At 73.1% G+C, this 12,121-nt stretch carries 11 protein-coding genes and 1 riboswitch; of the genes, 7 read left to right on the top strand and 4 right to left on the bottom strand.

The genetic code is table 11. From position 1 onward, the window contains the following. Positions 1 to 3: 3 nt before the first annotated feature. A riboswitch (FMN riboswitch) is annotated at positions 4 to 134 on the bottom strand. Between the two features lie 192 nt (positions 135 to 326). Beyond that, positions 327 to 1,073, top strand: coding sequence for an SDR family oxidoreductase (locus tag ACZ61E_RS17790; protein WP_469700547.1), 747 nt, complete (start codon positions 327 to 329; stop codon positions 1,071 to 1,073). 81 nt (positions 1,074 to 1,154) lie between these two features. Here ACZ61E_RS17790 and ACZ61E_RS17785 read toward each other — a convergent pair whose 3' ends face one another. Beyond that, positions 1,155 to 2,339, bottom strand: a complete 1,185-nt coding sequence (locus ACZ61E_RS17785; RefSeq protein WP_469700546.1) for an ROK family transcriptional regulator — start codon at positions 2,337 to 2,339, stop codon at positions 1,155 to 1,157. A gap of 133 nt (positions 2,340 to 2,472) precedes the next feature. Here ACZ61E_RS17785 and ACZ61E_RS17780 point away from each other — a divergent pair, with 133 nt between their 5' ends. The 3 genes from ACZ61E_RS17780 to ACZ61E_RS17770 all read left to right on the top strand — a co-directional run bounded on the left by ACZ61E_RS17780 (position 2,473) and on the right by ACZ61E_RS17770 (position 6,077). Next, positions 2,473 to 3,720: an MFS transporter gene (locus ACZ61E_RS17780; protein WP_469700545.1), complete on the top strand. Its 1,248-nt coding sequence runs from the start codon at positions 2,473 to 2,475 to the stop codon at positions 3,718 to 3,720. A 156-nt stretch (positions 3,721 to 3,876) separates the two neighbouring features. Continuing rightward, positions 3,877 to 5,295: a uracil-xanthine permease family protein gene (locus tag ACZ61E_RS17775; protein ID WP_469700544.1), complete on the top strand. Its 1,419-nt coding sequence runs from the start codon at positions 3,877 to 3,879 to the stop codon at positions 5,293 to 5,295. 92 nt (positions 5,296 to 5,387) lie between these two features. Continuing rightward, positions 5,388 to 6,077: a DUF5995 family protein gene (locus ACZ61E_RS17770; RefSeq protein WP_469700596.1), complete on the top strand. Its 690-nt coding sequence runs from the start codon at positions 5,388 to 5,390 to the stop codon at positions 6,075 to 6,077. A gap of 95 nt (positions 6,078 to 6,172) precedes the next feature. Here the strand turns inward: ACZ61E_RS17770 and ACZ61E_RS17765 are convergent, their stop codons facing one another. Together ACZ61E_RS17765 and ACZ61E_RS17760 are read right to left on the bottom strand one after the other, a co-directional pair. After that, positions 6,173 to 7,894, bottom strand: a complete 1,722-nt coding sequence (locus ACZ61E_RS17765) for a flavin monoamine oxidase family protein (RefSeq protein ID WP_469700543.1) — start codon at positions 7,892 to 7,894, stop codon at positions 6,173 to 6,175. Between the two features lie 85 nt (positions 7,895 to 7,979). Further along, the gene (locus ACZ61E_RS17760; RefSeq protein WP_469700542.1) at positions 7,980 to 8,795 is read right to left on the bottom strand and encodes a carbon-nitrogen hydrolase family protein; all 816 of its coding nucleotides are present in this window, start codon (positions 8,793 to 8,795) and stop codon (positions 7,980 to 7,982) included. A 311-nt stretch (positions 8,796 to 9,106) separates the two neighbouring features. On the opposite strand from ACZ61E_RS17760, the gene ACZ61E_RS17755 reads away from it, so the two are divergent. Continuing rightward, the gene (locus ACZ61E_RS17755; protein ID WP_469700541.1) at positions 9,107 to 9,697 is read left to right on the top strand and encodes a Repetin; all 591 of its coding nucleotides are present in this window, start codon (positions 9,107 to 9,109) and stop codon (positions 9,695 to 9,697) included. A 70-nt stretch (positions 9,698 to 9,767) separates the two neighbouring features. On the opposite strand, the gene ACZ61E_RS17750 is transcribed toward ACZ61E_RS17755, so the two are convergent. Next, positions 9,768 to 10,223: an Lrp/AsnC family transcriptional regulator gene (locus tag ACZ61E_RS17750; RefSeq protein WP_078078353.1), complete on the bottom strand. Its 456-nt coding sequence runs from the start codon at positions 10,221 to 10,223 to the stop codon at positions 9,768 to 9,770. A gap of 298 nt (positions 10,224 to 10,521) precedes the next feature. Between ACZ61E_RS17750 and ACZ61E_RS17745 the strand changes: the two genes are divergently transcribed. Then, a complete protein-coding gene (locus tag ACZ61E_RS17745; protein WP_469700540.1) occupies positions 10,522 to 11,568 on the top strand; it encodes a GDSL-type esterase/lipase family protein in 1,047 nt (348 codons plus the stop codon). Between the two features lie 42 nt (positions 11,569 to 11,610). Beyond that, positions 11,611 to 12,000: an ATP-binding protein gene (locus tag ACZ61E_RS17740; RefSeq protein ID WP_469700539.1), complete on the top strand. Its 390-nt coding sequence runs from the start codon at positions 11,611 to 11,613 to the stop codon at positions 11,998 to 12,000. Positions 12,001 to 12,121 lie beyond the last annotated feature (121 nt).

The following is a 12,121-nucleotide window of genomic DNA, read 5'->3' as shown; positions in this document are numbered from 1 at the left end:
CCGCCGCGCACTGCCTCCCATCCGGACTTTCACCGTCGGTCCAGGAATTTCACCTGGTCAACCGGCCGCTGGAAGCGGTCGGGTCGCGGACTGTAACCGCCGGTTCGGAATTGCACCGACCCCGGAGTGCGCTGCTGCTGGTACGGGACCAGTGTGCCACGCCTGATCGTCGGCCATCGCGGGTGTGTGCGCCGAATCACAGACGGTGGTCCGGCCGGCGGCCGGGCGGTGGTCGCGGGAGGGCACGGGAGACGTGGCGGGATCTCCACGGCACTCCCCAACACCCTCTCGTCACACGGGGCGTCACACGCTGGCAGGCTTGGGCCATGGCGACAATCCTCGTGACCGGTGGTACGGGAACACTCGGCAGACAGGTCGTGGACCGGCTGCGCACGGACGGGCACACCGTCCGCGCGCTGAGCCGGAGTTCACACCCGTACGCCGTCGATCTGCGCGACGACGACAGCAGGGCCCTGGACGAGGCGCTGCGGGGTGTGGACGTGGTCGTGCACTGCGCCACCTCGACGCGCGGCGGTGACGACAGGGCGGCGGCGCATCTCGTGGAGTCGGCCGTGCGCGCGGGGATTCCGCATCTCGTCTACGTGTCCGTCGTCGGGGGCGACAGACCGCCGGTCGGCTACTACCGGACGAAGCGGATCGTCGAGCGGATGATCGAGGATTCGGGGCTCGGCTGGACGATTCTGCGTACGACCCAATTCCACGATCAGGTCCTGAGGATGCTGGAGGGCGCGACGAGACTGCCCGTCGCCACGGTGCTGCCGGCCCGGGTCAGCCTCCAGCCGATCGGCTCGGCGGAGGTCGCCTCACGGCTGGCGGACCTGGCCGCGCGCCCGCCGGCGGGCCGGGTGCCCGACCTCGGGGGTCCCGAGGTCCGCACGCTGGAGGATCTGGCCCGGGCGTATCTGCGCGCGACGGGCCACAAGCGCCGGCTGGTGGCCCTACCGCTGTTCGGCAGGGTGTACGCGAGCTTGCGGCGGGGCGCTCAGCTGGCGCCCGAACGGGCCGTGGGCCGGGAGACGTTCGAGGACTTCCTCGCGACGCGGAAGATGTGAGGCGCGGCACGGGGCACACGCCGGCCGGCCGGGCCGTGCCGCCGGGCCGCCGGCGGGACCCGCCGCCGTAGCGGTTCGGGTTCAGCCCGGTGGGGTGAACAGGTCGTTCTGGGCCGCGTCCCGCGCCGTCAGCAGCGCTCCGCGCAGCACGGCGGCGCCGCCCAGGGAACTCGCCACGACCTCCGTACGGAGGGGGGAGATCCCGGTCAGGCGCGCCTCGACACGGGACGCCAGCGCCGCTCCGCCCGCATGGCCGATCTCGCCGCCGAGGACCACCCTGCCGGGGTCGAGCACGGCGCTGATGGCCGCGGCGCCGACCGCGAGCGGCGCGGCGAGGGCGTCGAGGAACGCCTCGCCCGCCGCGCCCGCCGTGTGGGCGGCGCGCACGACGGCCGCGGCGGGCGGCTCCTGGGGGCCGGCGTCGGCGAACAGGCCGTGCCGCCCGGCGAGTTCACAGATGCCGGCCGAGCCGGCGAGCGTGTGGAACCCGCCGTCGCAGGCGGTGGCGGAGGGCAGGCCCGAGGTCCCCGGCACGGGCAGGAAGCCGATCTCCCCGGCGCCGCCCGACGCGCCGCGCCGGACCTTGCCGTCCAGCACGAGGGCGGCGCCCACGCCGAAGCCGAGCCAGAGCAGTACGAAGCTGTCCGCGCCCCGGTCGCGTGCGGCGCCGACGCGCTGTTCGGCGACGGCGGCGAGGTTGGTCTCGTTCTCCACGAGGACCTTCGCGGTCAGGCGTTCCTGGAGCGCGGCGACGAGTCTTCGGTGCCAGGCGGGCAGCCCGCTGGTCTCACGGAGTTCGCCGGTCACGGGGTCGATCAGGCCGGGCGCGCCGATGCCCACGCTGTGCAGGCGTACGGCGCCCGCCTCGCGGGCGGTGCGCTCCAGCAGGGCCGCCGCGCCCTCGACGGCCGGTTCGGTGCCCGTGTCGCTGCCGATGGGCAGCACCGCCTCGGCGAGCGTCGCCCCGAGGAGATCGGTGACGAGGACGGCGACGCTCTGCGTCCGCACGTCGAGCGCGGCGAGATGGGCCCGGTCGGCGACCAGCCCGTACAGCCGCGCGTTCGGGCCGCGGCGCCTGCCTCCCGTCTCGCCCACGACCGTGACGAGCCCGGAGCCCTGTAGCCGTTCCACCAGGTCGGCGACGGTGGGCCGGGAGAGCCCGGTGAGCGTCTTGAGCTGTCCCGCCGTCAACGGGCCCTCGTCCTGGAGGAATTCCAGGGCGATGCGGTCGTTGATGGCCCGTGCCGTGCTCGGGGATGCGGCCATGGCCCGGATCCTTCCAGATGTCCGTCGATCTCATCGCGCTCCTGCCGTCTATTTATCAGGCAGGGTTCCTGATAGTTTACGGCCCGCACTGTTGGAACGGCGTCCGCGCGCCGTACGGGGAGGACGGCACGGAATGCAGAGTGGACCACCGGTCTTCGACGCACGGCGACTGCGGCAGGCACGGTTCGCCGTGGCCGCCGTCTTCTGTGTGCACGGCGCGGTCACCGGCAGTTTCGCGACCCGTATCCCCTGGATCCAGGACCACGCGGCGCTGAGCGCCGGGCAGTTGGGGCTCGCGCTCGCCTTCCCCGCCATCGGCGCCTCGGTGGCGATGCCGCTGGCCGGCGCGATCAGCCACCGCTTCGGCGCGCGTACGGCGCTGCGCGGACTGCTCGCCCTGTGGACGCTCTCCCTCACCCTGCCCGCGCTCGCCCCGAATCTGCTCACGCTCTGTCTGGCGCTCTTCGTGTACGGCGCCACGTCGGGCATGTCGGACGTCGCGATGAACGCGCTCGGCGTGGAGATCGAGAACCGGCTCGACAAGTCGATCATGTCCAGCCTGCACGGCATGTGGAGCACGGGAGCACTGCTCGGCTCCGCCGGCGGCACGCTCGCGGCGCACCTGGACAGCGACGCCCGGGTGCACCATCTGATCGCCGCCACCGTGCTCACCGTCACCGGTGTGATCGCCTGCCGGTGGGTGCTCGACCTGCGCAGCACGCCCGAGGACGAGCCGCCGCCGCGCTTCGCCCTGCCGCCGAGGTCCGCGCTGCTCATCGGCGCCGTCGGCTTCTGCGCGGTCTTCGCGGAGGGCGCGAGCCTCGACTGGTCGGCGGTGTACCTGGAGGACGTGCTGGACACATCCCCCGGTCTCGCCGCCGCCTCCACCACGGCCTTCGCCCTCACCATGGCGATCGCGCGGCTGCTCGGCGACCGGGTCGTGGACCGCTTCGGGGCCGTGCGGTGCGTCAGGGTCGGCGGTGTCTCCGCCACCCTCGGCGGCGCGCTGGTGGTCCTCGCGCCCGGTCCCCTGGTCGCCATGGGCGGGTTCGCCCTCGTGGGGCTGGGTGTGGCGGTGGTCGTACCGCTGGCCTTCGCCGCCGCGGGGCGCAGCGGGCCGAATCCCAGCCAGGCCATCGCGGGCGTCGCGACCATCACCTACACGTCGGGGCTGATCGCCCCCTCGGCGATCGGCGCGGTCGCCGACGCGACGTCGCTGGTGGCCTCGTTCGGCCTGGTGACCGTGCTGGCCTTCGGTCTGGTGCTGGGCGCGAGCGTGCTGAGGACCGGGGACCGGCGTGCGGTTCCGGCCACCGGGGCGGATACGGCGAAGTCCGCGTCCACCCTGCCGGACGGGCTCAGGAGCCCGTCCGGCGAGTGAGGCCGACGGGCCGGGGCGCGCTCGGTCCGGGCGCTCCGGCGGCATGGGCGGATCATGCGCGAACAGTTGTTCCGGCTCGCCCGTGGGCCGCCGGCGCCGGGGACCTACGATGACGCTCATCTGTTCGGCGCCGGATCCGGAAGTGGAGCCACCCTCATGAAGCCCCTGACGAAGCTCGGTGTGCGCTGGACGCTCCACGGCGACGGGCGGACTCCCGCACCCGGCGCCGTGGTACGGCCCGATGAACGGCTCTCCTGGCCGCGAACGGCCGGGCTCGGGGCGCAGCACGTCGTGGCGATGTTCGGCGCGTCGTTCGTGGCGCCCGTCCTGATGGGCCTCGACCCCAACCTCGCGATCATGATGTCCGGTGTCGCGACGGTCGTCTTCCTGCTGGCCACCCGCGGCCAGGTGCCCAGCTATCTCGGCTGCTCACTGTCGTTCGTCGGGGTCGCCGCCACCATCCGGGCGTCGGGCGGCGACAGCGCCACCGTGACCGGCGCGGTCCTCGTCGTCGCCGTCGCGCTCTTCCTCTCCGGCCTGGCCGTACGGCGCTTCGGCGCCCGGATCATCCACGCCGCGATGCCGCCGGTCGTGACGGGCGCGGTCGTGATGCTGATCGGATTCAATCTGGCGCCGGTCTCCGCCAAGACGTACTGGCCGCAGGACCAGTGGACCGCGCTGCTCGTGATGGTGTTCACCGCGCTGGCCGTGGTCTGTCTGCGCGGTTTCTGGTCGCGGGTGGCGATCTTCCTCGGTCTGCTCTTCGGATACGGCGTGTCCTGGCTCTTCGACCGGATCTTCGGCCGGATCCACTCCCCCGCCGGCGGCACCGAGTCCGTGGACCACTGGCGGCTGGACCTCTCCCTGGTCGGCAAGGCCGACTGGATCGGGCTCCCGGACTTCCACGCGCCGAGCTTCGAGTGGTCGGCGATCCTGGTCGCGCTGCCCGTGGTCATCGCGCTGATCGCGGAGAACGCCGGACATGTGAAGGCCGTCGGTGAGATGACCGGCGACTCGCTCGACAGCAGGCTCGGCACCGCGATCGCCGCCGACGGCGCCGCGTCGATGCTCTCCACCGCCGTCGGCGGGCCGCCCAACACCACGTACTCCGAGAACATCGGTGTGATGGCCGCGACCCGTGTGTACTCGACGGCGGCGTACTGGGCCGCCGCCGGGTTCGCCCTGCTCTTCGGGCTCTGTCCGAAATTCGGCGCGGTCGTCGCCGCGATTCCCGGCGGGGTGCTCGGCGGGATCACCGTCATCCTCTACGGCATGATCGGACTCCTCGGCGCACAGATATGGATCAACGCCGGGGTGGATCTGCGCAATCCGCTGAATCTGGTGCCGGCCGCGGCGGGCATCATCATCGGCGTCGGCGGGGTCACGCTGAAGTTCACGGACAGCTTCGAACTCGGCGGCATCGCCCTCGGCTCGCTCGTCGTCATCGTCGGCTACCACGTGCTGCGCGCCTTCGCCCCGCCGCATCTGAAGGGCGAGGGCCCCCTGCTCGACTCGGGCACGTCCACGTACGACAACGGGGACGACGGAGACCGGCGGCCCGCCCCGAAGCCGTGACCGCCGGGCCCGGCCTTCCCCCGTTCTGACGAAGTCCCGGTCCCCCGGCACCCGGTGGCCCCGTGTGCTGAGACGCTCCCCCCATGGCGGAGATGCGGCTTTGCGCGGCCCGGCCCGAAGACGGCACACACGCGCCTGGCTCGGTGCGGCGGCGGCTGGACGCGCTGTGCGGCGGCCGGCCGGCGGACGACGGGGTGGCCGTGTTCAGCCGCCTCGCCCGGTCCGTCGTCGACACCGGTGCGGCGTACGGGGGCGGTCGCACCGCCGCGCGGGAGGCCGCCGCGCTGCGTTCGGCCCTGGCCGAGCGGTATCTGGCGGCGGTCGACGCGGTGGCGGTGGGCGGGCGGGCGCCGGCGGGCTGGCGGCCGCTGTTCCAGTACCGGCGGCATCCTGGCGTACGGCCCGCGCAGTTCGCGCTCGCGGGGGTCAACGCGCATGTCGGGTACGACCTGCCGCTCGCCGTGGTGGACCTCTGCCGGGCGCGCGGCCGTGGACCGGCCGAGCTGGAGACGGCGTTCGGGCTCGTCGGCGACGTGCTCGCGCCGCTCGTGGAGCGTGTCGGCGACGAGGACCCGGCCGGTCCCGGCGCGCCGCGGGTCGGGGACCCGCTCACCCATCTGCTCTGCTCCTGGAGTCTGGAACGGGCTCTGGAGTCGGCCTGGTCGTCGGCGCGGGTGCTCTGGGGGCTGCGGGAAGTGCCGCCACTGGCGGAGGAGTTCAGGGAGCGGATGGACGCGGGGGTGGGCCTGGTGGGGCGGTGTCTGCTCACGCCGTACGGCTGAGCACCCCGTACGGCCGGGTCACCCCGTACGGGCCGGCCACCCCGTACAGGCGGACCGCCGGCCGCACCCGGCCACCGGCCCCCTCCCGCGCGCCCTCAGTCCTCCGGCAGTTCGACCGGGGCGATCTCGTCGAAGACGTCACCCGGTCCGGGATTCGTCGCGTCCGTGGCGCCGCCGAAGTGCCTCATCACACCCCACACGGCGTTGAGCGCGGTCTGTACGGCGCCTTCCGCCCACCCCGCCGTCCACGAGATGTCGTCCCCGGCGAGGAAGATCCCGCGCTTGTCCGCGGGCAGCCGGTCCTGCATGAAGTGGGTGAACAGCCGGCGCTGGTAGCGGTAGTGGCCCGGCAGGTTCGCCTTGAACGCGCCCATGAAGTACGGCTCGTTCTCCCAGGACACCGTCACCGGGCTGCCGATGACGTGCCCCCGGATGTCCACGTCCGGATAGATCTCGCCGAGGGACTTCAGCATGACCTCCATCCGCTCGTTCGCCGACAGCGGCAGCCACTTCAGGCTGTCGTCGCACCAGGTGTAGGAGAGGCAGATGACGGCCGGCTTGTCGGGGCCGTTGTCCAGGAGGTAGGTACCGCGCGTCATCCGGTCGGTGAGGGTCATCGACATCGTGTCGCGGCCGGTCGGCTCGCCCCTGTCGTCGACGGCCCCGTCCAGCCAGAACGGCCGGTCCACCGGCACGAACAGCTTGGACGACTCCATGTAGTGGGTGCGCTCCATCGCCGTCCAGTGGTCGATCGGGAAGAGCGAGTCCGAGCAGTCGATCTTGGAGAGCAGCAGCCAGGACTGCGCCGTGAACACGGCGGCCCGGTAGGTACGGATGTCACCGGACGCGTCGGTGACGGTGATCCGGTCGCCCGCCGTGCGGTGCAGCCGGGTCACGGCGCCGCGCGGGGCGCCGCCGTGCAGGGAGGAGAGCGAGGTGCCGAGCGGCCAGTGTGTGATCTTGACCGGTTCGCGCTCCCAGAGCCGCAGCGGCAGTTGGCTGCTGCCGCCGACGATGCCGCGGTGGTGGTCGTCGGCCTCGGAGTAGACGACGCGCAGGATCTCCAGGATCGAGTTGGGGAAGTCGGTGTCCCAGCCGCCCGTGCCGAAGCCGACCTGGCCGAAGATCTCCCGGTGCCGGAAGGACTTGAAGGCGTCGGAGTCGCAGAGGAAGCCGTAGAAGGTCTGGTTGTCGAGCTTCTCCACCAGCCGCGCCCAGATCTCCCGGATGCGCGGTACGTCGCGCTCGCGCATGGCGCGGTTCATGTCGGAGAAGTCGGCGCCCTCCTCCAGACAGGTGTTCCAGGCGGCCATGACGTCGCGGTAGACCTGCGGCAGGTCGTCGATCGTGCGCGCGTAGTGCGACTCGCCCTTGAGGTCCACGACGGTCGAAGGGGTGCCGGGGGAAAGGGGGTTGGGGAACGGCTCGGTGACCAGGCCCACCAGGTCGATGTAGTGCTGGAGCGCGGTGGAGGACGGCGGGAAGCGCATCGCGCCCATCTCCGCGGTCAGTTCGGGGTCGCAGCCGTCGAAGCCCACCGTGCGCAGCCGGCCGCCGATCCGGTCGGCCTCGTAGACGACCGGCCGCAGGCCCATCTTCATCAGCTCGTACGCGGCGACGATGCCGGACAGACCGCCGCCGATGACGGCGACCTCGGCGCCGTGCTCGGTCGCCGGTATCTGGCCGACGCCCGCGGGGTGGGCGAGGAAGTCGTCGTACGCGTACGGGAAGTCCGGCCCGAACATGGTGATCGGCGGCAGGCCGGCCGGCGGCCGGTCCTCGCTGTGCGGGACGGAGGTGGGCACCGTGGACGTCATGGGGTACGGACTCCTTGCGGGGGAAGGACGGGAGCGGCGGCGGGGGTTACGGGGCCGGGGCGGGGCGGGCGGAGCGGGGGCGCGGTCAGTTCAGCGAGCCGTACAGGCCGGGGCGCCGGTCGCGCAGATACGGGTTGGCGGCGCGCGAGGACCGCAGCAGGCCGGGGTCGACGTCCCCGATGAGCAACTCCTCGCCGCGTCCCGCGCGGGAGCGGGTGGTGCCGTCGGGACCGGCCAGACAGCTCAGCCCGACGAACTCGAACGCGGACCCGTCCTCCCCCTCGGGACCTGTCCGGTTCACGTACGCCACGTACATCTGGTTCTCGAAGGCGCGTACCGGGACGAGCGATTCGGCGACGAACTGGAAGGGGTGCATCTGGGCGGTGGGCACCAGCAGCAGATCCGTACCGGCGAGGGCGTGGGCGCGTACGTTCTCCGGGAACTCGACGTCGTAGCAGATCATGATCCCCACCCGCAGACCGCCGAGTTCGGCCTGGACGACCGGGGTGTCGCCCGGTGTGAACCACTCCCGCTCGAAGCCGCCGAAGAGGTGGGTCTTGCGGTAGTCGGCCAGGGCGGCGCCGTCCGGGCCGATCAGCCGCGCGGAGTTGTAGAGGTTCGCGCCGTCCCCGGACCGCTCCGGGTAGCCGTAGAGGACCGCGACGCCGTGCTCGGCCGCGATCCGGGCCACGGCCTCGGAGGCCGGTCCGTCCGCGGTCTCGGCCAGCCGGGACACATCGGCGCCGATGGCGTATCCGGTGAGGAACATCTCGGGGCAGACCAGCAGCCCCGCCCCGCCGTCGGCGGCCTGTCGGGCCGCGCCCGCGAGGATCTCGACGTTCTTCACGGCGTCGCCGGGCCGGCCGGAGCTCTGGAGCAGGGCGATACGCGAAGACGGCATGGCGGACCTCGGGACGTCATGGTGTTCGGGGGGACGTCTCGAAGGTACGGCTCCGGCTTCCGCCCCGACAAGGCGCCTGTGTTGCGTGTGGGCGGGCCAATCGTTGCGTGTTCGGGCCCGCGTACGGCGATTCGTTGCACCGCCGGTCGTAACCGGTTCTCCGCCGTGCGGCGGAGCGGGTGGGGACCCTGGCGTGACGTCCGGCAGGGGTCCGGCGCGGGACGGTGGTCGTGCCCGGCAGGTACCGGGCGCACGACATCCGCAGTGACGTCCGTACCGGCGCGACCGGTACTCCCGAGAAAGGGCCCTCCATGAGGTCTGCCGCACCGTCCGCCCGCCGCCGCACCCGTGCCGCCGCGCTGGGAACCGCCCTGCTGATCGCCACCGGCGCCGCCGCCGGCGGCGGATCGGCCGCCGCGTCCGACGGCCGGGGCGCCGGGGCGGGAGACCGGGGCACCGCCCGGGAGGCGGCGGCACTGACCGGCACGGCCAAGCTCTACCGCTCGCTCGGTGACGACATCACCTTCAGCTTCGACGCGCACCTCGCCGCCGGGGACACGGACGATCCGAGCAGGGCCACCGGCACCTTCCGCTTCAGCCACCGTCTGAACGGCGAGGGCGCCTCGGCCGAGGTGAAGGTCGACTGCCTGCTGACCGGCGGGAAGGTGGCGGTCGTCAGCGGCGTCATCACCGAGTCCGATCTGGAGGGGGCCGAGGGCAGGCGGGTCGGCGTCACCGTCCACGACCTGGGCCGCGCGGACCGGCTCGGCTACAGCTGGGCCTCCACCGGCAGCCCGGTCGACCAGGGTCCACTGCCCAAGTGCGTCAGCTCGGCGCCGTTCGAGAAGGTCAGGGCCGGCACCGGCGACTTCACGGTGCTGCCCTGGCAGCCGCGGCTCTGAGCCGGCGGTGACGGCCGGGGCTCCCGCACAGGGGACGGGAGCCCCGGCGCCGGACCCGGCGGGGGGCCCGTCAGCCCGGTGCGCCCGAGGAGAAGCGTCTGAGCAGCGGTGAGAGCACCAGCACGGACTTCGTACGCTCCACGTACGGCTCCCCCGCGATCTGTTCGAGCACCCGCTCGAAGTGGCGCATGTCGGAGGCGAAGACCTGGACGACGGCGTCCGCGTCACCGGTGACGGTCGAGGCGGACACCACCTCCGGGTAGCGCGACAGGCCGCGCCGGATGTCCTCGGGCGAGGTCTTGTGACGGCAGTAGATCTCGACGAACCCCTCGGTCTCCCAGCCGAGCGCCGCCGGGTCCACCCGTACGGTGAAGCCGGTGATGGCGCCCTCGGCGCGCAGCCGGTCGACCCGCCGCTTGACCGCGGGCGCCGAGAGGCCGACCTCGGAGCCGATGTCCGCGAAGGAGCGGCGGGCGTCCTCGGCGAGGGCGTGCACGATGCGTTCGTCGAGCTTGTTCAGTCGCACTGCGGGTGGGGTCACTTCTCTGCTGGTGGCGGGTGTGCCGTGGCCGGCCGGGGGCGGCGCGCCCCCGTATCCGAAGTAGACCATGCGGCCGGCGGTCCGCCGGATTCCGCGGACCGGCCGGGTGGTCCCCGCCGGGCCGGGTCCGCCGCCGCACGATCACCGGGACGTCGACGGAGTACCGCGAGGACGGCGGAACATTTCGGGCCTTGTTCGGGGCACTCATGTGATCGGGGCCGCGGGCGGCGGGTACGCGCGCCGGGCGGCGCCCCGCCGCGGCCGATCGCGATCGAGGAGGACGATGAGCTGGCTGGATCCCATCCCCTTCCTGCGCGGCGTGGGCTGGCGGGACGGCGACCGCGTGACGCGCGCCGATCCCGCCGATCTGACCCGGCTGCCGTGGGACATCGCCGAGCGCGCGGCGCTCCCGATCGGTGTGCGGCTGGAGTTCGTCTCCGAGGGGGCCCACGCCCTGGAGATCCGTTACCGCGCCGGTGTGCCCGAGGCCGGGGACCCGCTGTCCGAACTCGCCCACGGCTTCGCCCTCTGGGAGGACGGGCGCCTCCTGGGCGAGACGTTCACCGAACCGGCGCGGGAGCGGTCGGTCCGGATCGCACTGCCCGCGTCCCCCGGCCCGTTCACGGTCCATCTCCCCGAGGCGCACGCGCCGGCGGTCCTCGGCCTGCGGCCGGCCGGCGGTTCGGTCACCCCGGCGCCGCCGCGCCCGCGCTGGATCGTCCACGGCGACTCGATCACCGAGGGCTGGTGGTCGACGCGCCCCGCGCACTCCTGGCCCGCGGTCGCGGGCCGCGCGCTCGGACTGGACACGGTCAATCTCGGTTACGCGGGCGCCGCCCGCGGCGAACTCGTCACCGCCACCCAGATCGCCGCGCTCCCCGCCGAGCTGCTCACCCTGGCCTTCGGTACCAACTGCTGGTCCGGGGCCCCGTACTCGGCGCCGCTGCTCTACGAGACGGTGCGCGCGTTCCTGGCCCTCGTACGCGACGGGCAGCCCGCCACGCCGCTGCTGCTGCTCTCGCCGGTGCTGCGGCCCGCCGCCGAGCACACGCGGAACGCGCTCGGGGCGACGCTCGCGGACCTCCGCACGGCCATGGAGGAAGCCGTACGCGACAGCGTCGCGGCGGGCGACGAGCGGCTTCTGCTGCTGCCGGGCCGGGACCTGCTGCGCGCGGAACACCTGGTGGACGGACTGCATCCCGGCGACCGCGGGCATGTACTCATGGCGGAGGCGGTCACGGCCGCCCTGCGCCCGGCGGGATTCGCACCCCCGTTCCTGGTGGCGGCCGGTCGGCCCGTTCCGTTCCGGCGGGCCGGCTCCCCGCGGTGATACTTCATGGTTGCCCGAGAACGGGGTAGGCGAGCCGGTGAGATGAGTGAAGAACCGCATGTGGTGATCGTGGAATCACCGGACCGTGACACCGCGTCCGCCCGCAGGGCCGCCGCCGACTTCCTGACGCAGCACTGCCCCTGGGCCGATCTGGACGCGGTCCTGCTGGTCGTCTCCGAACTGGTGGCCAACGCCGTCCGGCACACCTCCGGCTGGTGGCGGCTGCATCTCACGGTCAAGCGGGAGTCGCTGGTCGTGGAGATCGACGATTCGAGCCCGCAGCCGCCCGTGGCGCGCGACCCCGATTACGGCGGCGGCGGCGGATTCGGCTGGCACATGGTGCTGAGGCTGGCGAGCCGCGTGGAGATCCGGCCGCTGCCGGAGGGCAAGCGGGTGCAGGCGGTCTGGGACCATCCGGCGGCACAGGTCTGAGGCGCGCGGACGAATGGCGGAGGGGGGGAAACCACGCTCCCGGTTGTCCCCCCCCCCCTCTTCCCGGGCGGCCGGGGTAAGGGGGATAGTGGGGGTGTGCCTCCCCCCCCCTAGAGAAAAA

This window comes from Streptomyces sp. NPDC104581, from assembly GCF_055583685.1.
This window is presented reverse-complemented; position numbering and strand designations above follow the sequence as displayed.